Raw genomic sequence first — 24604 nt, forward strand, 5'->3', positions numbered from 1 at the left:
ATTCAGAGCCCCAAGGTCAGGCCGAGAACGCAGGCCAGCACGACCAGTGCGCGACGGATACCGGCCAGCGGTTGTGCGGTGCGCATTACTTTGTTCGGACGGGCATAGGGAAACAACGCCCGGTCAATCCAGTAGCCGAGGACACCGCCCAGGGTTACCAGGCCAGCCTTGTAGAGGACTACCGGCAGTTTTGTCGGAGCCACCAATGCCAAACCGATCAAGAGAATCAGCGTGATGATGGTCCAGTCGGTCATACGTGGCGCACGGGGACGCCGCTTCAAGAAATAAGGAGTCATGGGTTCGCTCTTGAGGAATTGAGGGATGCACGCAAAGCATTCAGGTGCTGTGCGGCGATAACGGCATTGCCAGGGATATGCGCAGGTTCGCGGTAGTCGGCGATAGCTGGACCAGCAGGCGCTCCAGATGGGCGAAGTTTCTCTTGCTCGCGCACGTGCTGCTGGATATGCGCTTCACCCTGGGAAACATACGCCTGCACCAAGTCCAGCCAGTCGAAGGGGACTTTACTTAGGAGGACATCACGAGCAAGGTCATCCCCAGCGGCAAGGATGAGCCGTGCATATTGGCGCGGCCGATTGGGCCGGAAGGCTTTTGGGGAAGCGGGATCTGTGCGCATGGTGCGAGCCTGCCGTCATGGGGAACGGAGCTAGCTTCGCGCGTAGTGGGGAGTGTTGGAGTTTCGTCGCCGCGTAAGAAACCGTGTCAGATGGTACGGTAAAGCGGTAACTCACTTAGGACCGAGGATCCCAATATCTCTACCTGCCTGAATAGCTTTGTATGCGTTGATATGAGTAACCCCTGGCTCCCCGTCGCCCGGGGTTCTGAGCACCAGATACATCGCCAAAATTGAAGCGCAGTTCCAGTCTTTCTGTCCGTCACCCAGCGTGCTATAGACAACATCTAATAGGTCATAGTGTGTTATGTAGATCTGAACGTCTTCTAATTGCTGGTGTGTAAAAACCACCATATTCGCAATATTTTCGGCTTCCTTACCCCGCTCTAAATTGTTATGACATTGCTCTGCGGTCCTACGCACCATTTGAAGCAGCTGTTCCTTCCTTTCTTCTGTGACAATAACGCCACTGGACTGATCCTTCCGAGCGAACAAGTCTGCAATAAAAGATGCTGTATAGTTCTGAGCCATCGCAACTGGGCCAAAGCTAAGCCCCATTGCTAGCGCTGCTATTTTCCATTTCATCAGTGGATTTTCCCTTCGTCAATGTTCTCAAAGCCGAATAGATCTGGCTCACTCTTGCGATGCAAGGCTCGCTGTTTGGCGATAATGTCATAGATGGTTTGGTTAACGAGCCGGTACTTCCTGGCTAATTCTAACGGTTGGAGTCCTTTTTCTTTCCAGTCATGAAAGATCGCGGCGTCCCGCATTCCCCGCTTCAACGAGTCGCCCCGAGGCAGGTAAATTACGGAGCCGCCCAGGGCATCGCAGATCGCAAACACTACGTGCCGTGCCAGTTCAGCAGCCGTAGCACCTTCTTTCATCTCCCCGTTTAGCTTGGCTTCGGCGATTTCTACCATCTCTCTCAGCGTCCCTTCCCAGCGGTTCAGGACTGTTGGATCTTGCATGTGAGCCAGTACTTTGTTCGGGTCGAGCTTATCGGAGTCATCCGGGAACAGTTGGTCAGTCATTGCGTCGGTCTCCCGTGCCGTTTGGCATCGTATGTGAGGGCAGCAACCAGTTTTCTAAGTTGCTCTGAATCCAGCCAATCGACACGCTCTACCTTGAACATGCGTAATGCCATGCCGTCCGCGTAGGCCCAGGTACGTTTGGCCTCAGCCAGAAAAGCGCCAACCTTGCTCATCAATTTCTGGCGATCAACTGGCGTAACTGGCGACTTGCGGCCCGCCTTACTGGCGCGTTTGGGCTTCCATCCAAGACGCTGCAGCTCAGCCAGCACGGCCCCGATCTGCAAAGGCTTCAAGTCTTTCGCCGATTGAACACCACTAATCCGGTCCAGCAACGCACGGTAGGTTTCGTCGTCCAGGCCGAGGTCTTTTTTAGCGATATGAATTTTGCTGAGCTGGGTGTTTCGTGTGTTCATTGCGTTCCCCTTCGCTAACACGGTGCTCGCTGAGCGCTAGTTGAGTGCAAGCTGTTCTTGTCCGTTGACCCCATGGTTCAGACGCACATCACCTGCTGCGAGGATGCCGTGCATCGCATCGGTTAACGAACGTACGCCGTTGCCCTTGCTGGCATTGCGGTCTCGTCCGCAGGACTGCACAGTTTCGGGGTGATGTTTGAGCATGTACTCCACTGCGGCTGGTGATGGTTCATCGTTACCGGCAAAGGCCATAACCTGTTGGCGAACACCCCACACCCAGGCTCCGCAGAACACATCAGCGCGCTTGGTCTTGGTTGCGGATTTACATCGCTTCAACTGAGTGTTGATAAAGTCGCGTCGGGACTGGCGAACCTGGCGCAGTAACAGCGTCATGGTGTAGCTGGCCAGCTCTGCTAACTCACCGATAAAGCGCCATTCACCCAGGCCCGCCATGAACAGCACTTTGCAGGCATAGGCCTTGGTGACCGCACTGGCCAGGTTGGCCTCCCATTGCGTTGGTTTGATCTTCGAGCCGCTACGGGCTGCGCACTCGTACACCTCGGAGAGTTGTATATCTGACTCCTCAAGGCGGTACTTTTCCATCAAGGCACGAGCTTGCCGCATGGCTGCTGCAGCTTCGTGCGGGTTGTCGCTCGCTGCCAGGCGCAGGAGTTTCTTGATTTTTTCCAAGGCTTTGCTGTGATCCATATTTTCCTCGGCTGCTCATCAGTACCGGACCACCACGTCCGGCAGACCAACCCGGCAAGCCGGGTGGTTTCGCATCAGTGAATCGTAGGTTTGTCATCCGAAAGCTCACGGGCGGCACGGCATTTTTCGCAGTCACAAGGCGTTCCGCGAATGAGCCCCGGTGCAAGGGTTACTAACCCAAGAGCAAGGCGTGCCGCTGGGCCTTCTAAGCCTGACGGGCCAGAGAGATTTACGGCGATGCCAAAGTCATCGTCATCTTTGATTGTGATGGTGTACTCAGCCATGGGTGTCTCCTCAGCGTTGCTTGTGAAATGTGATGTGGTAATCGCGGGCAATTTGGCGCACGTACTTCTCGCTCATGTGGTGCTTACGGGCTATCCACCTAGGGGAGTTACCCATGGCTGCATCAGCCATAATCAGTCCCGCATGCTTGTCGGCATCGACTGGCGGGGCTTCGGGCTCTTTAGGTACGAAAACCTCCGGGGCTGCTGCTGGGGCGGTCGGTGCAAACAGATGGGCATAGACCGGGGAGCGCTCCGGGTTGATGGTGAAGGTCGCCGGGGCGCTGCTCATCTTGTGGCCGACTTCCTGAATCTTGCCGCCACGCACCACGAACTCCGCTGTCAGGCGTTCAAGGTTGGCGCGCTCGATCTCGTGTTGCGCCGAGTGGATCGGCAGCGGATCGCTCCGGGTATCGTGATAGCGCTCCATGATCAGACCCCCAGCGCACGAAAGCCGGATTGATTGTTTTCGCCTAAGAGCTGTATGAACTGCGCGATGGCGGTAATGCCCTCGCGTTGCCCCTGAGCGTTGCGTACACCAGGAACAAACATTGTTGTCTTTTCCCAGTCAGCATTGGTCGCTAGGATCTGGCGGACAGTCTTGTCCTCACCCTCGGCCAAGCCAAATGCCCCTTCTGGGACATAGCCCCCAAAATCGATGTGGCCGGAAATGAAGCAATAAGCGGTGACGGTCTTTTTCATTTTAAACTCCCGCAATATCAAGGCTGATCGCTTCGTATTGGTCGGTATCACCGACACGCTGGTACACGCGGATGTAGGACTTGGAGCCAATGACCTGGCACGCGTCGCCAATAGCCTGCATCGCCCGCTGCCAGCGTTCATCCTTGATTTCGAGGCGACGTAGCGCCAGTACTCGAGCGGTGCGGATGTCACCTTTCTGGTCAGTACGAAAGGCGTCATTTACCAGCGTGACTACCTCAGGGCGTGCCCCTGTCGTCCAGTCACGCAAGCATTCGTCAATCAACGCTCTTGCAGCCTGTAAGCGCTCGTCGAAGGCGATGCTTTCCTGGACTGCACGCATGATCTTGTAACGACCGTCAAAGCTGATCAGGCTGACATTGCCCTTCTTGCCGCCGATCTGGGCCCCGTACTGCTCGGCGCTGAGTTCCACGAACGCCTCAATATCGCCAAACGCCGCAGCCTTAAACTTTGCCAGTACGGAGTTGGCGTTCCGGGCTTGCTCAACCAGGGCGAGTACCAGGGCGTCCCGTTCCAAGTCGATGGGTTTGATCATCGCCTCGGGGATCAGGCGTTTTTGCGCGTCAACCCGGTAGCCTTCGGGAATGGTTTGTTGTTGGGTCATTGTCAGTTCCTCAATGGACGGTGCTGTAGGCCCAGTCTTCTGGACGTGTGGCGCTGATGGGCTCGCGCCATTCCAGGGTCACGCCCTGGAACTGCACGACGTAACGAGTGCTACCGGCGCTGGGGTGCCGTTGGTAGCCAGTGACTGGTTGAGTGCCGACAATCTTGAATCCAGCAGCAGGTTCGATAGTCAGGCTGTTTTCCATAGGCTCAATGCGTAGCAGGCGAACGCCCATCTGTTGCAACGTCCGTGCGCACTGATTGAACACCCGCAGGCGGTCGGCCAGGCGCGGGGTCAAGACTTTCAATGGGGTACAACTAGTGGAGGCGAGCATGGGCATTCTCCTGGTTGCAGCAGTCGGGGTTGATCGGGCAATGCTGGCAGGCACGCCACCGCTGCATGGCCTGTGGGTTATGGGTCGGTGCCGGTTTTTCGCGATAGCTTTGGCACTGATCGCTGGTGACGCTGTCGTTGAGGGCGACACATTCAATGCGGCCCAGGGTTTCCATTACCCGCCGCTCAACACCAGCAGTACTGGGTGATGAATAGCGGTTGGATAGAACCAGGCTGACAGCTGTACGGCTCATGCCGATGCGCTGACTGGCCTTGGTCTTGTTGGTGGCGGCAACTTCGGCGGCAAGTAGGCGCACGAACAACGGCGCGTCCTGGCCCCAGGCGGTGAGATTAACTTGGTTCATTCGGCCACCACCTGGTCAGCCTTACGCCACACCACTTGATCTAGGTTCGGGTCGTAGACCTGGTCGAAGTCACGCTGGTAGATGGGATGTTTGGGGCCGGTATACCGCGACCGCACCAGACAAAAGCGCGTTTTAACGCCTGGTGTTCCGCCTGTTCGAGTCACGTAGCCAGCCTTTGCCAGGCCCGACAAATAAACCTGAGCGCCAAATTCGCTTATGGATACGCCGTTAACGCTGGCAGCGACTGCGGCCTCCGCTGCGGTGAACTCGCCAAGGATGCGCAACGCTCGCCAGATGTTTTCTACACCACCTGCGTGGGTCGAACGCTTGCCGTGATGGTTGACCCGTGGAGCTTCGACGCCTTCGTCTTTGAGTAGCGTCCATTCGGAATCGCGGCGGTCGATGTTGCGGATTTTGCTGACAATCCCGGCCTTTTCCATATCTCGGAAATAGGCACGTACGGCCTGATCGTCTTGGTTAGATTTGCGCGCAACAGTGTAGATTGTCAGTGCTTTAGGTCCGGCGTTGACAGCGCGGATAGCTTCCCAAATGTATTGGCGAGGGGACTTACCGCCCACCATCACCAAATCGGCTCTGATCCTTGGCATCCCTCAGGCCCTCCGCGACGGCGCTTCGCCGGTAAACCAGCCGCGTGTGCCCCATCCGGCAAGATCAATGCTGTCGATGGCCTGCGCTTGAGTTTCGCTGTAGACCTTGTAGAGGTTGACGGCAACACGGCGCAGGCATCCGCTGACCTTAACTCGCAGATCCTCTAGCAAATCGTCGGAAAAACGCAGCTTCGGATAGCTGGCCTGGGCCAAAGCACGCAGATCGTCGAGGGTGGCGCGCTGCGCGGGTACCCATTCCAACACTCGGTTGTGCAGGCGCTCCAACTTGGCCAGGCTGGCGGGCACGCGCTCTTCACCGATCAGAACGATGGTGCCTTCGCTGGCGTTATAGATGTCGGTCAGAACGTTGGCAACTGCCTTCTCGAGCAGGTATTGCACGTCGTCAATCAGCAAAGGTCGACCGCTGCGGGACAGCTGTTCGGCGACCTGGTCAACCATCACCGACAAAGTGGTACCCGGTACGATGCCCATTTCTCGCAAGATGGCTTGAAGAAAGGCCTTCTTACTCCAGGTATCTCGGCACTCCACGTAATAGGCTCGATGCTGGTTTGCGGCGAAAGCGGCACCCACGCTTTTGCCCAGGCCGCTTGCTCCATACATGACCACCACCCCAGGCAGTCCCTCCGGGCGATTATGGGTACGGGAGATAGCAGCGGATAAGAGTCCGACGTTGGTCAAAGGTACGATTTTATTAACACTCATAATTCGACTCCTGGAGGTTTCGGGTTAAGCGCGGGCTTGTTCGGCGAAAGCAAACATCTGCTGAATCGACGTGAAGTCCGAGTGCTGCGGGTAACGTGAATGCCACTGCGTTTCTTCGGGCGTCAGCGATTCGCCGCTGGTGAGGCGGGCGTCGAGTTGATGCCAGAATCGGTAGCGAGCGATGGGGTCGCCTGGCAGTTCGAAGGGCGGCGCCTGCGGTGCCGACAGTTGGGCAAATCGCTGGGCCTCGGCGAGTTGCTCAGGTGACAGGTCGTACTGGCTTGAATGGCCGGGGATGACGCGCATTTCAACGTCTTGCCCGGTGATGGTTTTGGCTTTTTTAACCAGGCGGCTCAGTTGGCCGCGTTCGCGTTTGTCGCTGGCTTTTTCCAGCATCGTTTTCGGCATGGCCGGGCTGGCGTTGCCATCTAGCAGCGCTTCGCCGATCAGATCGCCCTCAAGGGAGTGGACCCAAACACGGCTAGCGTCACGGAAGTCATAGGCGACGCGGACCTGTTCCCCATGGAAACCGTCCAGGTCTTTGAGAAAGTAGGTGCCGCTGTTCCATTGCACCTGGCAACGGTGGACCGTGCGTTCAACTTGAGGCCGGGTCAGGCTTTCAACGATGTCGGCACTCGCTAACAACGGCTCCCAGCCTTCGGCCTCTGCTACTTTCCAGGCTTCCATGGGGCTTTGATGGCGCTTACGCATGGTCTGGAGGTCACGAAACCTCGGCAACCCACGATGTGGGCGACGGTTGTAGTCGTCGAGCGCTTGTTGCAATGCAGCAAAGAACACCGAAAACTCCGGCACGACCGTTGGCGCCATGCCCAATGCAAGCTGTTTGCGGGAGAGTTTGTGGGTTTTGGTGGCGGCCTCTTTATCCATGTCGGCGCCGATGTAGCTGTCGAAGGTTTTTGCGAGTCTGACCAGGATGGTTTTGTGGGGCCGCTCGATCACGCCACGTGCCTGAGAGTTGTAGGGCAGTGAGTGCGTAATGGTGCCGCCCAGGCGGTCGTTTACTTCGTAAACAACGGCGTTGTCAAAGCCGCTGCCGTTGTCGACGTAGAACACTTTGTACATGCCGCACCGACTTACACCGTCGCGCAAGGTATCCAATGTGGCCAAAGTCGACTCGGCCAAGTTGACCGAGAAGCCGACGATGCGTCGAGTCCCCCAGTCAATGACCATGGTGATTTCAGGGCGGAAGATTTGCCCTGTCAGTGGGTTCATGACCTCCGCATCAAAGGTGTGACCGTCGGCCACCCATACGTCATTTGGCCAGAGCATGTCGGCTTGGCGACGGTTGTACGCTTTCAGAGCGTTCAACTCGTGCGGCCCCATACGGCCACGTTCACGGACTGACGGACTGAGCTTTTTCAGCCAGCGGCGCACTGCATGAATACTGGGGCAAACACTGGACTGGGTGCCCTGGTGTACCTGTTTGAACTGTTCGTATGCCGCCTCGACACTCGGCTTTTGCGGACGCTGGTAGTGTTTGAGGAATTCCTCTGCCCAGGTTGGAACGCTCATGTCTTTTTGACGGCGGGCGGGGGCCAGGCCTATTTCTCCATGGGCGCGGTAGTCGGCCAACCAGCGTTTGAGCGTGCGCTCCGACAGCGTGCGGTCTTCTGTCTTGCGGTCGTTGGCGCGGATGACTCGCTCGTTCAGGTAGGGGCTGAGGTCGCCGCTTTTCGCCAGATCGACCAAGGTCGATATAGCGCGGTTTTGGCTTACGACCTTGCTCATGCGTTCGATTTCACGCACGAATGAAAGACGGGCGCTCATCACAGAAGACTGTGAATCGTTCAAACGTGAAGGAGTTTCTGATTCACGCAATGTAAGTGCCGGAGTGGGATTAGCCACTGGCTCCGGTGCATTATTGACGACTGCTACCGCAATAAGCGCAACCTGCGTTTCCTTGGGAAGGATCGCAAAGGGATATTCCATTGCCTTACTACCAAGGCGCCGCTGTCCTTGCCAGCACTCGCGCTGGGCGAGCTTACGAAGCCCTTGCACAGTCCCCGGCATACTGGGCAGGCCCACAAGCTCCTGAGGCGAATACCAGTTACGCATTGTCGTCACCCAGCATTTTCTTCAGATCACGAACTTTGCGTGTTGCATCGTGGGCAACCCGTGATAGCCGGCCAATTTCTGCGTCTAATGCTTCGCGCCCATATGCGACGCGACCACCCCGTAGGTGCACCTGCCAATTGGTGAGGATGTGGCTCGCACAAACTTCTTCCAGCAAAGCTGCTCTGTAGAGGGGAAGGTTGTGATCTGCACGAGCGGGGCTAGACCAAGCGTCTAACATGTTCTTGCTAACATCGTCGCCCGAGAGTCGAGACATCCGAGCGGCTATCTCGTATCGGTCCATATCGGACTCTTTGAGGATCTGGCTCACAAGCTCACTCACCTGAGCGGCGTAGTTGCCAAGGCCTGGTATAGAAAGCACCGGTTGAGGAACAGCGAAGATGTCTAATGTTCTGTCATCTTTTTGGTTGCGCATGTTTAGGCACTCCTTGCTGCTTTACGGTGTCCAACTTGGTGCAGTCCGGTATCCTTGCTAAAAGACGTGTTCACCTCTGACCGGGTAGGCCGTTGTCGGTGTGGGGTCCCATCGCTGTTCCAGCGTTCCGGCCAAATATCAGCAGGCTCAAGGCTCAGTGCAGCAGCGAGGGAGCGCTCTATACGTGGATAGGGTGTGTTTTTGGCAATGCGGATAGCGCGATCAGTAACCTTCAACTGGCGCGCAATCTCGGCCATGGAAGTACCCTGGAGGCGTAGCTGGTATTTGATCCACTCCCATCTACGCACTGGGTCTGTGGGCATGTCGATGACGCTCATAGTTACGAACCATCTTCACGGGTGGTTTTTTTGGGACGTCTAACGTCCTGTTGCGGATAAACATATCTCGAAAAGAGGACGCGGTAAACCCTTTTTCGAGAGTTTCTATTCCCTTTTTCGGCCTTCAGTCCCGAAAAATAGATCTAGAGCATGTAATTCAATGACTTACGTCGATAAGAAACAAAAGAAACCGGCTGAAAAAGACGTTTCCTTTCCAAATTCAGGATTGGAAACTCGAATTGCGGCCGTGGCTGACCTTTATGAGTCTCGAAAACAGGCTGCCCAGACAGCCGACGCAGCTCTGTCGTCGCTTCAGCGCTGGATAGCAGGCGACGGGATGCCCGCGTTTGATTCCGTTGCCCTTTTGGCTAAGGCTAAGGGGGTTTCTCTGGACTGGATTGCTACTGGTAAGGGAGAGATGTTTGTTGGAGGAGCCGGGCACGCGAGGCCTAAGGACGATCAGGACGATCAGTTGTACAGTTACATTCCGCTGTTTGATGCTAAGTGCAGTGCCGGACATGGGGCGTGGAACGATAATGCTCGCATTCTGACCCGCCTTGCATTCACCACCTACTCTCTGCGAAAGCAAGGGCTGAGCGCGGCCAATCTTTCAGCTATACGGGTCGATGGCGACTCTATGGAAGACTTGCTAAGCGATGGAGATACCGTCCTCATCGACCACAGCCGTACCACCTTGGAGGGCGAGGCCGTGTACGTGATTCGGCTTGACGACCACCTCTATGCCAAACGCCTGCAACGTCAGATAGGTGGAGGAGTCGCCGTGATCAGTGCGAATACCGCCTACCAAATGATGTTAGTAACAAAGGAACACCTTGATGATCTAGAGATCATTGGCAGGGTCGTCTGGGCTGGTGGTTGGATCTGAGGTGATTCGTTGATGCCAAAGAGCGCGCAAAACTCTCGCTCTTAAATTACTTTTCTCTTTTTTTCCGTTTGCAGTTCTTTGGCACCGTTTCTCTGGAGTTGACGATATGACACCACGCGCAAGGCCACGTATTGCCTAGCGCGTCGCGGCTTGTCCTGCTTAATCCCAGTTCTTCCCATCGACTTCCCCCCGGTGCCAAAGCTGTCACTAACTCACAGCATCGTGGTTACCGTTGACGGCTAAAACGTTGTGTAGATACCTATCAAACTAAAGTCTTGGGTCTTACCTAAACAATTTCAGTCGACCGCATCCTTGTGGTGAGCGGGCTTGTCCCGCGCTGGGCTGCGCAGCAGCCCCCAAACCAGGCGCCGCGGAGTGCCTGATACACCGCATTCGTCTTCATCAGGGGCGCTTCGCACCCCAACGTTCAGTTAAGGCTTTCTGTAGGAGCGAGGGGGACGCCTAGTTCTTGCTCGCTCCTACAAAAAATCACTTTCGTTTAACTGACTGGCATTGACAGCGCTAAGTCAAAGAAGTAGTGGGACCTCCCATATGTGGTTCTACGGACATTCGGCAGGTAAGATGGCGCCCTTTCGCACAGCCCTTCTGCTGCGCACTGCCAACCATAAGCACTCCCCCATGCCCTTCGAACTCAGCGTAGACCTCACCACCCTCGCCATTCTCGCCGTCGTGGCCTTTATCGCCGGCTTTATCGACGCCATCGCCGGCGGCGGCGGCCTGCTTACCACCCCGGCGCTGCTCACCGCCGGGATGCCGCCCCACCTGGTACTGGGTACCAACAAGCTCAGCTCCACCTTCGGTTCGGCCACGGCCAGCTTCACCTTCTACCGTCGCAAGCTGTTCCACCCGCGCCAGTGGGTGCATGCGATCATCGGCACGTTGATCGGTGCGCTGGCCGGTGCGGTGGTTGCCCACTACCTGCCCGCCGAAACCCTGAACAAAATGCTGCCGGTGATCGTATTCGCTTGCGGCGTGTATTTGCTGTTTGGTGGCACGCCCAAGGCGCCACTGGACGCCGACGCGCCGATCAAGAAGAAATGGCAAGGCACCCAGGGTTTCGGCCTGGGCTTCTACGACGGCGTGGCCGGCCCCGGTACCGGTGCATTCTGGACCGTGAGCACCATGCTGTTGCACCCCATCGACCTGGTGAAGGCCAGCGGCGTGGCGCGCAGCATGAACTTCGTCAGCAACGCGGCGGCGCTGTCGGTGTTTATCTTCAACGGCTCGGTGGATTGGATTGTCGGCCTGGCGATGGGCGTGTCGGTGATGTGTGGCGCGTTCTTTGGCGCGCGCAGCGCGATCAGCGGCGGCGCCAAATTCATTCGCCCGGTGTTTATCACCGTGGTTCTCGGCCTGACCGTGCGCCTAGCCTGGCAGCACTGGTTCAGCGTGGCCTAGGCGACGGGCCAGGTAGAGGTCGATCAGGTAACGCGCAATCGAGCGTGACGCCGGCAACGGCGGCAGGTCGTGGATGCTGAACCACTGCGCGTCCTCAATCTCGTCGGCCTGGGGCACGATGTCGCCACCGGCGTACTCGGCATGGAAGCCCAGCATCATCGAATGGGGGAACGGCCAGCACTGGCTGCCCATGTACTGGATGTTCCTGACCTCCACCTGCACTTCTTCACGCACCTCGCGGATCAGGCAGTCTTCGGCCGACTCCCCCGGCTCGGCAAAGCCCGCCAAGGTGCTGTAGACCCCGGTGACAAACCGCGGCGAGCGCGCCAGCAGGATCTCGTCGCCACGGGTCACCAGCACGATCATGCTCGGCGAAATCCGCGGGTAGCTGCGCAGGTCGCAGGCCTGGCAATACATCGCCCGTTCCCGTGGCACCTGGACCATGGCCTGGCCGCAACTGCCGCAGAACCGATGCTCCCGCGCCCAGGTGCCGATCTGCGCGGCGTAGCCCAGCACTTTGTAGAGGGTGTGATCACCTTGCAGCATGAAGCCGCGCAGGCCCTGCCAGCTGCAACCAGGCACTTCGCCCGCCGAGTCGAGTTCCAGCAGATACACCGGCTCACCGTCGAGGTGGCCGATGCCATGTTCGGCAAACACCGAAAGCTCCTGGCGCTTGAGCCATTCCCGAGGGAACAGCGGGCCGTTGGCGTCATGCAAAAAGCCGTCGCGGCTGCGGGCGACGGCCCAGCCGCCGGGGGCGTCGTTGTCCAGCAGCGTTGTGGTAATCCAGCCTGGGGTCATGTCAGTCAATCCACGAATTCGGGTTTCTGCTTGCTCATATGGGCCGCGATGGCCACGCGCAGGTCGTTGGATTGCAACATAGCCGAGTTCCAGGTGGCAACGTATTCCAGACCGTCATTGACCGTATGGTCACGCATGTAGCTGATCATGGCTTTGGTGCCAGTGACCGCAATCGGCGATTTGGCCGCGATTTCATGGGCGATCTCGAACACGCCGGCCAACAGGCTTTCCTGGTCGGCATACACGCGATTGACCAGGCCGATGCTGCGCGCCTCCTCGGCACCGAACGGGCGGCCGGTGTAGGCCAGCTCACGCAGCATGCCGTCGCCGATGATGCGTGGCAGGCGTTGCAGGGTGCCGACGTCGGCGGCCATGCCGATGTCGATTTCCTTGATCGAGAATTGCGCGTCTTCAGCCGCGTAGCGCATGTCGCAGGCGCTGATCAGGTCGATGGCGCCACCGATGCAGTAACCCTGGATCGCTGCCAGTACCGGCTTGCGGCAGTTGTCGACGGCATTGAACGAGGCTTGCAGCTCGAGGATCTTGCGGCGCAGCAGGCGTGCATTGCGGCCCACATCCTTGCCGAAGTCGTTGGCCACCGAAGCCAGCATCATCAGGTCGATGCCGGAGGAAAAATGCTTACCGGCACCGCTGAGCACCACCGCGCGTACGGCGTCGGTGTCTTCGACCCATTGGAAGATGTCGATGATCTCGGTCCAGAACGCGGCGTTCATCGCGTTGATCTTTTCCGGGCGGTTGATCTGCACATGGGCAACGTTGCCGCTGAGTTCGACGACGAAAGCTTGGTATTCGGACATGGCAGTGATCCCTGGCTGGCGAGTGATAAGGCCCGAACTATAACAAGGCTACGTAACGGCGCATCGGCCAAAAGCGGGACTGGCAACGGCGATGGAAAAGACACTGGATAAAAGCCCCCGCACACGCCATCCTTCGCGCTTTGAGCCGCCCCGTCAGCGGCGTTCGACGTTTAAAGGATATGCCCATGCACGCCCAACCCCTCGCCCCCGCCGATTTCGAATTCATCGAAGAAACCCTGTTGAAGTACGGCGACGACCATTCGGTGCTGAACCTGGCCGAGCTCGACGGCTACTTCACTGCATTGGTGTCCAGCCCCGCGCAGGTGGATATTGCAGAGTGGTTCCCGGCGATCTGGGGTGGGCAGAACCCGGAGTGGGAAAGCGCCGAAGAGGCCAAGCAGTTCCTGGACCTGTGCGTGCGTCATATCAACCTGCTGGCCGGACAACTGGCGACTGACGCCGAGGGCTTCAAGGCGCGCTTCGATGAAACCGAACACCAGGACCAAGTCGTGACCCTCGCCGAAGAATGGTGCTTTGGTTATATCCGTGGCGCCGCTATCGGCAATTGGCCTGAGTTGCCCGCGGAGCAGGCAGCGAACCTGGATAAAATCTCCTGGTGCGCCGAGCAGGACAACTTCGAGTTGCCCGCCGACCTGGATGTGAAGCTGCATCAGCAACGGGTCAGCGCTATCGAACCGGCGGCACGGGCACTGCACGATTACTGGTTGAGCAAGCGCTAGACCTCGACAAGCACCGCACCTTTGGCCGATTATTCGGGTCCGCCCGTCGGCCACTCCGTACCACCTTGCCTTGATCAGGAGCCTTGCACCTTGAGTTCGCAGAAAACCGTGACCGTTACACCGCCCAACTTCCCCCTGAATGGCAAGGTCGCGCCCCCCGGTTCCAAATCCATTACCAACCGCGCCCTGCTGCTGGCGGCGCTGGCCAAGGGCACCAGCCGCCTGAGCGGCGCCTTGAAGAGCGACGACACCCGGCATATGTCGGTGGCCCTGCGCCAGATGGGCGTGACCATCGACGAGCCGGACGACACCACCTTCGTGGTCACCGGCACCGGCAAGCTGCAATTGCCGGCGCAGCCGTTGTTCCTCGGCAATGCCGGCACCGCGATGCGCTTCCTGACGGCCGCCGTGGCTACCGTGCAAGGCACGGTGGTACTGGACGGCGACGCGTATATGCAGAAACGTCCGATCGGCCCGCTGCTGGCCACCCTCGGCCGGAACGGTATCCAGGTCGACAGCCCGACCGGTTGCCCGCCGGTGACGGTGCACGGCGTGGGCACGGTCCAGGCCAAGCGCTTCGAGATCGACGGCGGCTTGTCCAGCCAGTATGTATCGGCCCTGTTGATGCTGGCCGCGTGCGGCGAAGCGCCGATTGAAGTGGCACTGACCGGCAAGGACATCGGTGCCCGTGGCTACGTGGACCTGACCCTGGACTGCATGCGGGCCTTCGGCGCCCAGGTCGATGTGGTCGACGACACCACCTGGCGCGTGGCCCCCACCGGCTACACCGCCCATGATTACCTGATCGAACCCGACGCTTCCGCCGCCACCTACTTGTGGGCTGCCGAAGTGTTGACCGGTGGCCGCATCGACATCGGCGTGGCCGCCCAGGCCTTCACCCAACCAGACGCCAAGGCCCAGGCCGTGATCGCGCAGTTCCCGAATATGCAGGCCACCGTGCTCGGTTCGCAGATGCAGGACGCGATCCCGACCCTGGCGGTCCTGGCTGCCTTCAACAACACCCCGGTGCGTTTCACTGAGCTGGCCAACCTGCGGGTCAAGGAATGCGATCGCGTACAGGCCCTGCATGACGGCCTCAATGCGATCCGTCCGGGCCTCGCCAGCATTGAAGGCGATGACCTGCTGGTCGCGGCCGACCCGGCGCTGGCCGGCACGTCGTGCAACGCCCTGATCGACACCCATGCCGACCACCGCATCGCCATGTGCTTTGCACTCGCGGGGTTGAAAATCGCGGGAATCCGCATTCAGGACCCGGACTGCGTGGCCAAGACCTATCCTGGGTACTGGAAGGCCCTGGGCAGCCTTGGGGTCGCGTTGAGCGACTGACTCAACGGCGTCGGAATGGGGAGGTAAGGATCATGACCATTCGCCAACCCTGCCCACCCGGTGCCTGTGTCTGCGACCGTGAACAACTGCTGGAAGCCCCCGGCGCGGACCTGCGTATCCTCAGCCTGACGCGGCAGGAAGAGAAACGCCTGGTCGAGCGCCTGGAAAACCTGCAAAGCCTGCAAGACCTGGAGCGCATGCAACAGCGGATGCACGAGCTATTGGGCATCCGCGTGCATATCGCGCCGGGGCACAACGAGGTCAAGAGCATGCGCGGCATCCAGATCGTCATCGACGAGCTGCCAGGCATGTGCCGCAAGACCCGGCAAGCGATCCCGGCGGCGATTCGCCGGGGCCTGGAGAAAAATCCGGAAATTGCCTACCGCCTGCTGGACGCCCACGACCTGTTTCGCGAAGGTTGAATCAACCGGCGACCGTCTCGGCCTCGAACAGTTTCTGCCCTACCGCCCTGGCTGTTTGCAGATGCGCGGTCGCCGCGCCATCTTCCGACTCCAGCAACAACGCCGACGTCACCACTTTCGCTCCACAGTAATCAAAAATCCCGTAGTCGATCTGCGTGCGCATCGCCTTGGCGTAGCCGTGTCGGTCAAACGCGCTTTCATCGGCCGCCCCCAGGGCCAACAGGTGCACGTGCAAGTGCCGCAGTTTTTTCACCACGGGCATGTCCGGGCCGTAATCGATCGCCCAGCCGTTGACGAACACGCGGTCGACCCAGCCCTTGAGCAGGCCCGGCAGCGACCACCAGTAGATCGGGAACGCCAGCACCAGGGCATCGGCGCGGTCGATGCGTGCCTGTTCCGCCAGCACGTCGGCCGGGGGCGTGGCGCGGGTGTGGTGTACGAGGTGGTCGGCGGCGGTGTAGCGCGGGTCGAAGCCTTCGGCGGCGAGGTCGGCGATTTCGAAGGTGTGGCCCTCAGCAGTCAGCCCGGCAGCCACCTGCGCGGCCACGGCGCGGGTGAGGGATTGTGGGTCGTGATGGGCAACGACGATGAGTGCGTGCATGACTTTGACTCCCTTTGGGTTTAATCTACTTTTGGTAAGTTAACACCAACAAGTTACTTTTGGTACATAAGCATGTCAAGCCCTGAATCCCCTGCCCCACGTCGTCGCCTGTCCCGTGAAGATCGCCTGCGTCAATTACTGGAGGTGGCCTGGCAACTGGTGCGCGAGGAAGGCACCGAAGCCATGACCCTGGGCCGCCTGGCGGAACTGGCCGGCGTCACCAAACCGGTGGTCTACGACCACTTCGTCACCCGTGCCGGGCTGCTCGCCGCGCTGTATGAAGACTTTGACGCGCGTCAGACCCAGGTGTTTGCCGAAGCCCTCGACGCCAGCAGCGCGACCTTGGAAGAACGTGCCTGGGTGATCGCCTCGTGCTATGTCGATTGCGTGTTATTGCAGGGCCGGGAAATTCCGGGGGTGATTGCCGCACTGAGCAGCTCGCCGGAGCTGGAAGCGCTCAAGCGTAAGTATGAGGCGATTTTTCTCGACAAATGCCGCGCCGCGCTGGCGCCCTTTGGCCAGGTTTCACAGCCAGGATTACGGGCGATGCTGGGGGCGGCGGAAGCGTTGTCCGATGCTGCGGCGAGCGGCGAGATCAGCCGGGAAGAAGCGCAACAGGAACTACTGGCAACCATCCTGGCGATGGTCAATCGCGCACAGCGTTGAAGACTGAAGAAGCTTCTGTGGTGAGCGGGCTTGTTGTGGTGAGCAGGCTGGCCCCGCGCTGGGCTGCGAAGCAGCCCCAATAAGAGCACTGCAGTGTGCCAGGCAGCTCAGGGGCTGTTTCTGGGGCCGCTTCGCAGCCCAGCGCGGGGCAAGCCCGCTCACTACAGAAGCACTACAAAAAAGCCAAGCAGGCCAGGCTAACGCCCTGCCACAAACAGCTGGACCTTGCGTGCCAGTTGATCGAGGTGCCGGTCCCGCTGTTTCTCGGCATCCACCATCGCCCGCTTGCCGTGTTTTTGCAGCAGGTAGGTATGGATCTGGCGTACCTCCAGCGAACTGTAGATTGCCGCCACATCCAACACGCCCATCAAGCCATCGGTGCCGTAGGCCCGGGTATTCATCAACACCTGGGTGCCCCGCGCACCCCGCACTTGAAAACCCATGGCCTCGAAGGCCGCTACCTTCTCCACGGCACATGCCAACTCGGCATGAGGATAGCGCGCCACCACGTCCGCCATCATCCCGCGCGCCACACCCTGACGCCGGAAACCGGCCTGTACCGCCATAAAGGCGATGCCACAGGCTTCAGGATCATCTTTCACCGGCAGGTACAGGCAAAAGCCAATCACCTGCTCCTCGAGCATCGCCACGATCAACTCAACGGCAATCCCCTTCGACCCGCCCAATGCCTCCAGGTACAGGTGCACCTCAAAGCCGATGGCATATTGGTAGATGTTGTAGAGCAGGTTGCTCGGCGGCAGTGCGACGCTGCTGATGTCGGTGAGGTTGTCCACCACCATCTGCAGAATCTGGGCATTGATGGGCTCGGGGCACGGTGTGGTGTAGCGGGTAAGGCTGAACATGCAGATTCCTGGGGTTTCGCGTCAAGGCAGCGGCGATTGTACCTGTTGCAGGCCGTTCAGTGTCCGCACACCTCACGCACGCACCCGCGCAACCAGCGGTGGGCCAGGTCGGCATCCAGCCGCGGATGCCAGAGCATCGCCACGGTGAACGGTGCCAGCGTCAACGGCAACGCAAAGCTGTACAGGCCTTCGCGCTGATGGGCGGTGTAGCGTTCGGGCACGCAGGCAATCAGGTCGGTGTCGCGGGCCAGGGCGATGGCCGTGGCGAACCCGGCGACGATGGTGCCGATCTGCCGCGTCAAGCCCAGGGCTTCAAGCCCATCGTCGATCTGGCCGCGCTCCTGCCCGCGCCGCGAGACGTAGACGTGGCGCCCCTGGGCAAACCGCTCGGCACTGATGTCGCCCTGGCTCAGGGGATGGCCGCTGCGCACCACGCCAATCAAACGGTCGCGAAACAGCGCCTGGGTCAGCACTTCGGGGCTGGCGTCAGGGTCGACCACGCCGGTTTCCAGGTCGACGCTGCCTTGGCGCAGTAACGTGCTGTCCTTATCGGTCTTGCTGACGAAACGCAGGCGTACACCGGGCGCCTCCCGTGCGATGCGCGCCAGCAACACGGGACCGAAGTTTTCGACGAACTCTTCACTGGTGCGCAAGGTGAACGTGCGCTCCACCTGGGCCAGGTCCAGGGCGTGTGCCGGGCGCAGCACCGCATGGGCGTCCTGCACCAGGCGGCTGACCTGCTCACGCAACGCCTGCGCCCGCGGCGTCGGCACCAGCCCGCGCCCGGCGCGGACCAACAGCGGATCGCCGGTAGTCTCGCGCAAGCGCGCCAGCGCCCGGCTCATGGCCGAGGGGCTCAACTGCAAGCGTTTGGCCGCTCGGGCGACACTGCCTTCGGCCAGCAAGACATCCAGGGTAATCAGCAGATTAAAGTCGGGCATGGGCGCTCCTTAGCAGGCGTTTGACGCAGGTATTAACTGCAAACCCTGCGTCTTCCGCCATGTTAGGCCAGGCCGTAGATTTGTGACAGTTGCGTCCACCCAAGGAATCTTCCATGCATACGTCTTCACGCGGCGGCCTTGCCAGCCTGTCGCTGTCCATGTTGCTCGCCGCCCTCGGCACCAGCATCGCCAATGTCGGCCTGCCCAGCCTGGTACAGGCATTCGATGCGTCGTTTCATGCCGTGCAGTGGGTGGTGCTGGCCTACCTGATGGCGATCACGGCGGTGATTGTCATGGCCGGCCGAATGGGCGATCGCCTGGGCCGTCGCCGGCTGTTGCTCGCCGGGCTGCTGTTGTTTGCGCTGGGCAGTGGGCTGTGTGCGGGCGCGCCCTCGCTGGGCTGGCTGATTGCCGCACGCCTCCTGCAGGGCTTGGGCGCGGCGAGCATGATGGCCATGGCGCTGGGGATGGTCGGCGACACGGTGCCCAAGGAACGCACCGGCCGGGTGATGGGCCTGCTGGGCACGATGTCAGCCGTCGGTACCGCCATGGGCCCCGCCGCTGGCGGGTTATTGCTCAGTGTGTGGGGGTGGCGCGCGCTGTTTCTGGTGGGCATGCCCTTGGGGTTACTCACGGCCAGCCTCGCGTGGCGCTACTTGCCGGTTGATCGACGCCAAGCAGGCTCACCTTCCAGCGTCTGGTCACCGTTGAAGGAAGCGCCCTTGCGCACGAGTCTCGCGATGAGTGCGTTAGTAGCGGCGGTGATCATGGCAACCTTTGTGGTCGGCCCTTTCTACCTGTCCAAGGGGCTGGGGCTGGACCCGCAATGGATGGGCCTGGCCATGGCCGTCGGGCCCTGTGTCGCGGCGCTCAGCGGTGTACCGGCGGGGCGCCTCACCGACCGCCAGGGCTGGCGCCTTATGACTTTCGCCGGGTTGGGCATCCTGTTTTGCGGCGCATTACTGTTGTCGTTGGCCTCGGGATTGATCGCCTACCTTGGGGGGCTGGTGATTCTGACGACGGGCTATAGTCTGTTCCAGGCCGCCAACAACACTGCGGTGATGTGCGATGTAGACGGTGCGCGCCGAGGTACGGTCGCAGGCTTGCTCAACCTGTCACGCAATATCGGGCTGATCTTCGGTACCTCGGCCCTGGGGGCGGTGTTCGCCTGGGCGACCCCGGATGTCACCCGCGCCAACGCGCAATCCGTGACCAGCGGCCTGCATGCGACTTTCACCGTCGCCGTGGGCTTGATCCTGCTGGCCACCGCGATGGCAACGGGCCGCATCCGCGCCGTGAATGCCCCACAGAATACCCGTTGAGGCAAAAAAACAAAAAAGGCGTTGCGCCAGACGGGGTTACATCGCGCATCATGGGCACTTTCAAGCTCAAGGGTAACGTCCATGCGCGTTCTGTCATTGATGATGGGTCTTACGACGCTGGCCGCCAGTACGGTGTTCTGCGCCAGCGCGATGGCGAATGAAGAAAGTCAGTTGGTGCAACAGATCAACGAGTACCGCAGCCAGGTGCAGCGCTGCGGCGACCAGGGTTCCCAGGAACTGCCACCGTTGGCCAACGATACACGGCTGGTGCTGCCGGCCAATAACGTCGGCGACCTGCAGCAGGCCCTGGCCCGGGCCGCGTACCCGATGGTCAATGTGCAGGCCATCAGCCTGTCCGGGCCCAAGGACGCCCAGGCAGCCATGAAAGCCGTGCGCGAGAGTTTCTGCCGGGTGGTGCTGGACCCGCAATTCGTCGACATCGGCGTGAGCAACAGCGGCCAGGACTGGCGCATCGTGCTGGCCCGCCCGTTGCTGTCCAGCGGCCTGGGCGATTGGCAAACCGAAGGCCGCAAGCTGCTCGACCTGATCAATGCCGCCCGTACACAACCGCGCCAGTGCGGCACCCAGGCGTTTACCGCGACCACACCATTGTCGTGGAACGAGGCGTTGGCCGGGGCCGCCAACAGCCACACGCGCAACATGGCCAACGGCAATTTCTTCGACCACCTGGACCACGACGGCCGCACGCCTGGCGACCGCGCGGAACTGGCCGGGTATATCGCGAAGAACATCGGCGAAAACATCGCCGCCGGCCTGGACACCCCGCGCAAGGTGGTCGACGGCTGGCTCGCCAGCCCGGGTCATTGCGCCAACCTGATGAACCCGCAATTTCGCGAATTGGGCGCAGCCTATGCCATGGACCCGAAGAGTGACGCGGGCATCTACTGGACCGCTTTATTCGGCACGCAATAAGGGTTGGGCAATCGCCCACCCCCCGGCCCTTCGCTCCTTCAAACGAATACAGCATCAAAATGCCATCTAGCGGATAATCGTGCTGAACTGGCAGCGACCAGACAGGTCTGTAGCTTTACGCCACATCCTTGCGGGCGCGTTAAAGATTCCGGAATACAAGGTGTTCTCCCAATGATGAATTGGCTGCAAAGCAGCAGCGACATGGCTGAGCAAGTACGTCAGCATGATTGGGCCAGTACGCCCCTAGGACCGCTGGAACAGTGGCCGGACGTATTAAAGACCACCGTGGCGCTGTGCTTCGCCTCCAGCTTTCCCCAGGCGATTGTCTGGGGCCCGCAGCTGATCACACTCTACAACGATGCGTTTATCCCGATCCTGGGCAGCAAGCCCTATGCGTTGGGGCGCCCGTTCAACGAAGTGTGGGCCGAGGTGTGGGATGACGTCAGCCCCATCGCCAACGCCGCCTTCGAGGGCCACGCCACCTATATCGAAAACTTTCCCCTGGTGATCGAACGCGGCCCAAGGCGGGAGCAGGCGTACTTCACCTTCTGCTACAGCCCGATCCGCGACCCCCAAGGCAAGGTGGTCGGTATGCTCGACACCGTCACCGAGACCACCTCCACCGTGTTCCTGGCACGCCGCCTGGCGGTGCTGGACGCCATCGGCAACGCGGTGGTCAACGCCGTCGATGCCGAAGCCATCATGACCAGCACCACCCGCTTGCTGGCCGAGCACCTGCAGGTGAGCAATTGCGCCTACGCCGACATGGACGCCGATGAAGACGGCTTTACCATTCGTGACAATTGGACCGCGCCCGGCTCGCCCAGCATCATCGGCCGCTACAGCCTGGCGGCGTTCGGCGAGATGGCCGTCAAATGCCTGCGCGCCGGCGAGCCCCTGGTGATCCACGACAATCTGCGCGAGTTGCCACCCGCAGAGTCCGCCACCTTCCAGGCCCTTGGGGTGACGGCGACGATCTGCATGCCGCTGATCAAGAACGGTCGCCTGACGGCCCTGATGGCCGTCCATGACAAAAACCCACGTCCCTGGTCACCCTACGACCTGGCCCTGTTGCGGGAAGTCACCGAGCGCTCCTGGGCGCATATCGAGCGCGTGCGTGCCGATGCCGATGTGCGCAAGGGCCTGGCGGCCTATGCCGAACTGAACACCACTCTCGAACAGCGCGTCGAAGAACGCACCCTGGCGCTGGCCAAGGCCGAAGCCGCGCTGCGCCAGTCGCAGAAACTCGAAGCCATCGGCCAACTCACCGGCGGCGTGGCCCATGACTTCAACAACCTGCTGACCATCATTCGCTCATCGGTGGACTTCCTGCGTCAGCCAGACCTGCCAGAACAGCGTCGCCAGCGCTATATGGGCGCAGTGGCGGATACCGTAGAGCGAGCGAGCAAGTTGACCAGCCAACTGCTCGCCTTTGCCCGCCGCCAACCGCTGAACCCGGAAGTCTTCGACGTGGGCCAGCGCGTACAGAACATCGGCGAGATGCTGGAGAGCGTCACAGGCGCGCGTATTCATGTACGTGTCGAGATGCCTTCGCAGCCGTGTTTTGCGCGGATCGATGCCAGCCAGTTTGAAACCGCACTGATCAACATCGCCCTCAATGCACGGGACGCAATGGAGGGCCAGGGCACCCTGACCCTGAAGGTCCTCGGGGCACAGCCGTTGCCCCACATTCGCGGCGACGCCGGGTCGGGTAAGGCGTATGTCGCCATTTCGCTCGCCGATACCGGCCCCGGCATTCCCGAAGACACCGTCGAACGCATTTTCGAGCCGTTCTTCACCACCAAGGCGGTGGGTAAAGGCACCGGCCTGGGCCTGTCGCAAGTCTTCGGCTTCGCCAAGCAGTCGGGGGGCAATATCGATGTGACCAGCACGCCCGGCCAAGGCAGCGTATTCACCTTGTATCTGCCCCAGGTCGAAGCCGAAGCAGCGCTGCCGCCCCCCTGCGAGGAAGCGCTGGCTTCGTCCCACGACACATCACAGTGCAGGGTGCTGATTGTGGAGGACAACCTGGAGATCGGGCGGTTTGCCAGCCAGATTCTTCAAGACCTGGGCTACCAGGCCACCTGGGTGACCGATGCCGAACAGGCCCTGACCCTTGCCGGGCACGATGGGAGGGCTTTCGATGTGATCTTCTCCGACGTGGTCATGCCCGGTATCACCGGCGTCGCCATGGCCAAGCTGTTGCGCCAGCGTCGGGCGGACCTGCCGGTGATACTGACCTCGGGCTACAGCGAAGAGCTGGCAGACAACGGCTATGACGGCTTCGAGTTCCTGCCCAAGCCTTATTCTGCCGAGCAGGTTTCGCGGGTATTGATCAAAGCCATGCACAAGGACTGAGCAGCGCCCTACTCCGCCACGGCCACCTGGTTGCGGCCCAACGCCTTGGCCCGGTACAGCGCTTTGTCGGCGCTGTTCATCAGGCCGTGCAGGTCCTCGTCCACGGCATGGGTGAACGCCACCCCAAGGCTGGCTGACAGCCCCTTGACCGGCTCGGCGGCCAAACCGGCTATAGCCTTGATCAGGTCCTCGGCAATATTGCGCGCGGTGTCCAACGACGTATTGGGCAACAACACGGCAAACTCTTCGCCGCCCAAGCGACCATACACATCGGCCTTGCGGAACGACGCACTGATCACCCCGCCAATCTGGCGCAAGACCTGATCGCCGGCCTGGTGCCCATAGGTGTCGTTGATTTGCTTGAAGTGGTCCATGTCCATCATCAGCACGCACAGCGGCTGCTGGTTATGACGGCATTGCGCATACAGCAATTGCGCATGTTCGAAAAACGCCCGGCGGTTCATCAGGCCGGTCAGCTCATCGGTCTGTGCGGCACGGGTCGAGATGTTATGGGCCCGTTCCATTTGCCGGGTCAGGCGAAAGGCTTTCTCCAGTGCATCGGACAACTTGCGCGTGGCACTGGCCACAAACGTGGAAAACACCAGAACCGCGATGCCGATACCCACTTGCATCGATGTCGGCTGGAACAACAGCCACAGGGTGCACGGCAGCAACACCAGACCGATGGACACCAGGGTCATATAGCGATAGGCCGAATAACACGACACGGCACTGACCGACATCCCCACGGTGAACAGCATCACCAGCGCCTGGGACAACCGATCATCGGGGGGCATCAGCGCGAGTGCCCCAGCCCCCCAAATGCTCGCGGACAGTACCAGCGTGACCCAGTAGCGGCGCTCCCAGCGATCCGGGGTGCGTTCGCTGTTGGGGCAGCGGAACCAGTCCAGGAACATCTTGACCCGCAGCAGCGACGACGCGCCCAGCACCACCAGCCACACCACCATGAACGTGTGATCGAAGCGCTCCCAGCACAGCCAGCAGAGCATGGCGGCTGCCATGTAGCTGCCGAAAATGGCTGCAAATGACTGGCGAAACAACTGGTGCAAACGGTCGGTTCGCACCTGTGCCTCTATAAAGCAATCCTGATCCCGCCCATACCCAAGGCCATTCATGAAATTCGCCTGATTCGACTGCCATGACAAAGGCGCCATTGTGGCACCCTGCCACCAGCGTGGACAACTGAATCCAGCAGGGTAGAG

At 60.3% G+C, this 24604-nt stretch carries 32 protein-coding genes and 1 other RNA gene; 9 read left to right on the top strand and 24 right to left on the bottom strand.

Annotated features, from left to right (window positions below; translation table 11 throughout):
• Positions 1 to 2 precede the first annotated feature (2 nt).
• From V3W40_RS26705 to V3W40_RS26790, 18 genes are all read right to left on the bottom strand, one after another.
• Positions 3 to 296 (bottom strand): putative holin, encoded by a 294-nt coding sequence (locus V3W40_RS26705; protein ID WP_330215977.1) that lies wholly within the window; start codon positions 294 to 296, stop codon positions 3 to 5.
• Complete coding sequence (locus tag V3W40_RS26710) at positions 293 to 634, bottom strand: hypothetical protein (RefSeq protein WP_330215978.1); 342 nt, start codon at positions 632 to 634, stop codon at positions 293 to 295. The genes V3W40_RS26705 and V3W40_RS26710 overlap by 4 nt, the downstream gene beginning before the upstream one ends.
• Before the next feature lie 111 nt (positions 635 to 745).
• On the bottom strand, positions 746 to 1216 hold the full coding sequence (locus V3W40_RS26715) for a hypothetical protein (RefSeq protein ID WP_330215979.1): 471 nt from the start codon (positions 1214 to 1216) through the stop codon (positions 746 to 748).
• Positions 1216 to 1662: a Mor transcription activator family protein gene (locus tag V3W40_RS26720; RefSeq protein WP_330215980.1), complete on the bottom strand. Its 447-nt coding sequence runs from the start codon at positions 1660 to 1662 to the stop codon at positions 1216 to 1218. The genes V3W40_RS26715 and V3W40_RS26720 overlap by 1 nt, the downstream gene beginning before the upstream one ends.
• Positions 1659 to 2075 (bottom strand): gp16 family protein, encoded by a 417-nt coding sequence (locus V3W40_RS26725; RefSeq protein WP_074846165.1) that lies wholly within the window; start codon positions 2073 to 2075, stop codon positions 1659 to 1661. Before V3W40_RS26725 ends, V3W40_RS26720 begins: the two co-directional genes overlap by 4 nt.
• A gap of 36 nt (positions 2076 to 2111) precedes the next feature.
• Complete coding sequence (locus V3W40_RS26730; RefSeq protein ID WP_330215981.1) at positions 2112 to 2783, bottom strand: DUF2786 domain-containing protein; 672 nt, start codon at positions 2781 to 2783, stop codon at positions 2112 to 2114.
• Between the two features lie 5 nt (positions 2784 to 2788).
• Positions 2789 to 2858, bottom strand: an RNA gene (locus V3W40_RS26735) — hammerhead ribozyme type II.
• Entirely contained in the window at positions 2858 to 3067 is a 210-nt protein-coding gene (locus tag V3W40_RS26740) for a hypothetical protein (protein WP_330215982.1), read from the bottom strand. The genes V3W40_RS26735 and V3W40_RS26740 overlap by 1 nt, the downstream gene beginning before the upstream one ends.
• Positions 3068 to 3077: 10 nt before the next feature.
• Positions 3078 to 3494 (bottom strand): hypothetical protein, encoded by a 417-nt coding sequence (locus tag V3W40_RS26745; RefSeq protein WP_330215983.1) that lies wholly within the window; start codon positions 3492 to 3494, stop codon positions 3078 to 3080.
• A gap of 2 nt (positions 3495 to 3496) precedes the next feature.
• Positions 3497 to 3766 (bottom strand): host nuclease inhibitor protein, encoded by a 270-nt coding sequence (locus V3W40_RS26750; RefSeq protein WP_330215984.1) that lies wholly within the window; start codon positions 3764 to 3766, stop codon positions 3497 to 3499.
• A gap of 1 nt (position 3767) precedes the next feature.
• Positions 3768 to 4388, bottom strand: coding sequence for a DUF3164 family protein (locus tag V3W40_RS26755; RefSeq protein WP_330215985.1), 621 nt, complete (start codon positions 4386 to 4388; stop codon positions 3768 to 3770).
• A 10-nt stretch (positions 4389 to 4398) separates the two neighbouring features.
• Positions 4399 to 4722: a hypothetical protein gene (locus V3W40_RS26760; RefSeq protein ID WP_330215986.1), complete on the bottom strand. Its 324-nt coding sequence runs from the start codon at positions 4720 to 4722 to the stop codon at positions 4399 to 4401.
• The gene (locus V3W40_RS26765; protein ID WP_330215987.1) at positions 4706 to 5086 is read right to left on the bottom strand and encodes a hypothetical protein; all 381 of its coding nucleotides are present in this window, start codon (positions 5084 to 5086) and stop codon (positions 4706 to 4708) included. Before V3W40_RS26765 ends, V3W40_RS26760 begins: the two co-directional genes overlap by 17 nt.
• Positions 5083 to 5694 carry a hypothetical protein gene (locus V3W40_RS26770; protein WP_330215988.1) on the bottom strand — a complete coding sequence of 204 codons (612 nt, stop codon included), beginning with the start codon at positions 5692 to 5694 and terminating at the stop codon, positions 5083 to 5085. The genes V3W40_RS26765 and V3W40_RS26770 overlap by 4 nt, the downstream gene beginning before the upstream one ends.
• Before the next feature lie 3 nt (positions 5695 to 5697).
• Positions 5698 to 6417 carry an ATP-binding protein gene (locus V3W40_RS26775; RefSeq protein WP_330215989.1) on the bottom strand — a complete coding sequence of 240 codons (720 nt, stop codon included), beginning with the start codon at positions 6415 to 6417 and terminating at the stop codon, positions 5698 to 5700.
• 24 nt (positions 6418 to 6441) lie between these two features.
• On the bottom strand, positions 6442 to 8493 hold the full coding sequence (locus tag V3W40_RS26780; protein ID WP_330215990.1) for a Mu transposase C-terminal domain-containing protein: 2052 nt from the start codon (positions 8491 to 8493) through the stop codon (positions 6442 to 6444).
• Complete coding sequence (locus V3W40_RS26785) at positions 8486 to 8926, bottom strand: hypothetical protein (RefSeq protein WP_330215991.1); 441 nt, start codon at positions 8924 to 8926, stop codon at positions 8486 to 8488. The genes V3W40_RS26780 and V3W40_RS26785 overlap by 8 nt, the downstream gene beginning before the upstream one ends.
• Positions 8927 to 8928: 2 nt before the next feature.
• Positions 8929 to 9264, bottom strand: coding sequence for a helix-turn-helix domain-containing protein (locus V3W40_RS26790; protein ID WP_330215992.1), 336 nt, complete (start codon positions 9262 to 9264; stop codon positions 8929 to 8931).
• A gap of 160 nt (positions 9265 to 9424) precedes the next feature.
• Between V3W40_RS26790 and V3W40_RS26795 the strand changes: the two genes are divergently transcribed.
• Both V3W40_RS26795 and V3W40_RS26800 read left to right on the top strand, forming a co-directional pair.
• Positions 9425 to 10150, top strand: coding sequence for a LexA family transcriptional regulator (locus tag V3W40_RS26795; protein ID WP_330215993.1), 726 nt, complete (start codon positions 9425 to 9427; stop codon positions 10148 to 10150).
• 639 nt (positions 10151 to 10789) lie between these two features.
• Positions 10790 to 11569 carry a TSUP family transporter gene (locus tag V3W40_RS26800; protein WP_065927824.1) on the top strand — a complete coding sequence of 260 codons (780 nt, stop codon included), beginning with the start codon at positions 10790 to 10792 and terminating at the stop codon, positions 11567 to 11569.
• On the opposite strand, the gene nudC is transcribed toward V3W40_RS26800, so the two are convergent.
• Positions 11537 to 12370 carry an NAD(+) diphosphatase gene (nudC, locus tag V3W40_RS26805; RefSeq protein WP_065927825.1) on the bottom strand — a complete coding sequence of 278 codons (834 nt, stop codon included), beginning with the start codon at positions 12368 to 12370 and terminating at the stop codon, positions 11537 to 11539. The two genes, V3W40_RS26800 and nudC, sit on opposite strands and share 33 nt — an antisense overlap.
• A 5-nt stretch (positions 12371 to 12375) precedes the next feature.
• Positions 12376 to 13188 carry a crotonase/enoyl-CoA hydratase family protein gene (locus tag V3W40_RS26810; RefSeq protein WP_330215994.1) on the bottom strand — a complete coding sequence of 271 codons (813 nt, stop codon included), beginning with the start codon at positions 13186 to 13188 and terminating at the stop codon, positions 12376 to 12378.
• 185 nt (positions 13189 to 13373) lie between these two features.
• Here V3W40_RS26810 and V3W40_RS26815 point away from each other — a divergent pair, with 185 nt between their 5' ends.
• The 3 genes from V3W40_RS26815 to V3W40_RS26825 all read left to right on the top strand — a co-directional run bounded on the left by V3W40_RS26815 (position 13374) and on the right by V3W40_RS26825 (position 15697).
• The gene (locus tag V3W40_RS26815) at positions 13374 to 13928 is read left to right on the top strand and encodes a UPF0149 family protein (RefSeq protein ID WP_330215995.1); all 555 of its coding nucleotides are present in this window, start codon (positions 13374 to 13376) and stop codon (positions 13926 to 13928) included.
• Between the two features lie 90 nt (positions 13929 to 14018).
• Positions 14019 to 15275 (top strand): 3-phosphoshikimate 1-carboxyvinyltransferase, encoded by a 1257-nt coding sequence (gene aroA / locus V3W40_RS26820; RefSeq protein ID WP_330215996.1) that lies wholly within the window; start codon positions 14019 to 14021, stop codon positions 15273 to 15275.
• Positions 15276 to 15307: 32 nt separating this feature from the next.
• On the top strand, positions 15308 to 15697 hold the full coding sequence (locus tag V3W40_RS26825; protein WP_065927828.1) for a hypothetical protein: 390 nt from the start codon (positions 15308 to 15310) through the stop codon (positions 15695 to 15697).
• 1 nt (position 15698) lies between these two features.
• On the opposite strand, the gene V3W40_RS26830 is transcribed toward V3W40_RS26825, so the two are convergent.
• A complete protein-coding gene (locus V3W40_RS26830) occupies positions 15699 to 16298 on the bottom strand; it encodes an NAD(P)H-dependent oxidoreductase (RefSeq protein ID WP_330215997.1) in 600 nt (199 codons plus the stop codon).
• A 72-nt stretch (positions 16299 to 16370) separates the two neighbouring features.
• Between V3W40_RS26830 and V3W40_RS26835 the strand changes: the two genes are divergently transcribed.
• A complete protein-coding gene (locus V3W40_RS26835; protein WP_074846485.1) occupies positions 16371 to 16964 on the top strand; it encodes a TetR/AcrR family transcriptional regulator in 594 nt (197 codons plus the stop codon).
• Positions 16965 to 17161: 197 nt separating this feature from the next.
• Here the strand turns inward: V3W40_RS26835 and V3W40_RS26840 are convergent, their stop codons facing one another.
• Together V3W40_RS26840 and V3W40_RS26845 are read right to left on the bottom strand one after the other, a co-directional pair.
• Entirely contained in the window at positions 17162 to 17827 is a 666-nt protein-coding gene (locus tag V3W40_RS26840; protein WP_065927831.1) for a GNAT family N-acetyltransferase, read from the bottom strand.
• Between the two features lie 56 nt (positions 17828 to 17883).
• On the bottom strand, positions 17884 to 18768 hold the full coding sequence (locus tag V3W40_RS26845) for a LysR family transcriptional regulator (protein ID WP_065927832.1): 885 nt from the start codon (positions 18766 to 18768) through the stop codon (positions 17884 to 17886).
• Positions 18769 to 18881: 113 nt separating this feature from the next.
• Between V3W40_RS26845 and V3W40_RS26850 the strand changes: the two genes are divergently transcribed.
• The 3 genes from V3W40_RS26850 (at position 18882) to V3W40_RS26860 (ending at position 23381) form a co-directional block, all read left to right on the top strand.
• The gene (locus V3W40_RS26850; RefSeq protein ID WP_330215998.1) at positions 18882 to 20090 is read left to right on the top strand and encodes an MFS transporter; all 1209 of its coding nucleotides are present in this window, start codon (positions 18882 to 18884) and stop codon (positions 20088 to 20090) included.
• A gap of 81 nt (positions 20091 to 20171) precedes the next feature.
• Positions 20172 to 21023 carry a CAP domain-containing protein gene (locus V3W40_RS26855; protein WP_027606380.1) on the top strand — a complete coding sequence of 284 codons (852 nt, stop codon included), beginning with the start codon at positions 20172 to 20174 and terminating at the stop codon, positions 21021 to 21023.
• 171 nt (positions 21024 to 21194) lie between these two features.
• Positions 21195 to 23381, top strand: a complete 2187-nt coding sequence (locus V3W40_RS26860) for a GAF domain-containing protein (protein ID WP_330215999.1) — start codon at positions 21195 to 21197, stop codon at positions 23379 to 23381.
• An 8-nt stretch (positions 23382 to 23389) separates the two neighbouring features.
• Here the strand turns inward: V3W40_RS26860 and V3W40_RS26865 are convergent, their stop codons facing one another.
• Positions 23390 to 24556 carry a GGDEF domain-containing protein gene (locus V3W40_RS26865; RefSeq protein WP_330216000.1) on the bottom strand — a complete coding sequence of 389 codons (1167 nt, stop codon included), beginning with the start codon at positions 24554 to 24556 and terminating at the stop codon, positions 23390 to 23392.
• Positions 24557 to 24604 lie beyond the last annotated feature (48 nt).

Source organism: Pseudomonas sp. AM8, assembly GCF_036346475.1.
Lineage (GTDB): Bacteria > Pseudomonadota > Gammaproteobacteria > Pseudomonadales > Pseudomonadaceae > Aquipseudomonas > Aquipseudomonas marginalis.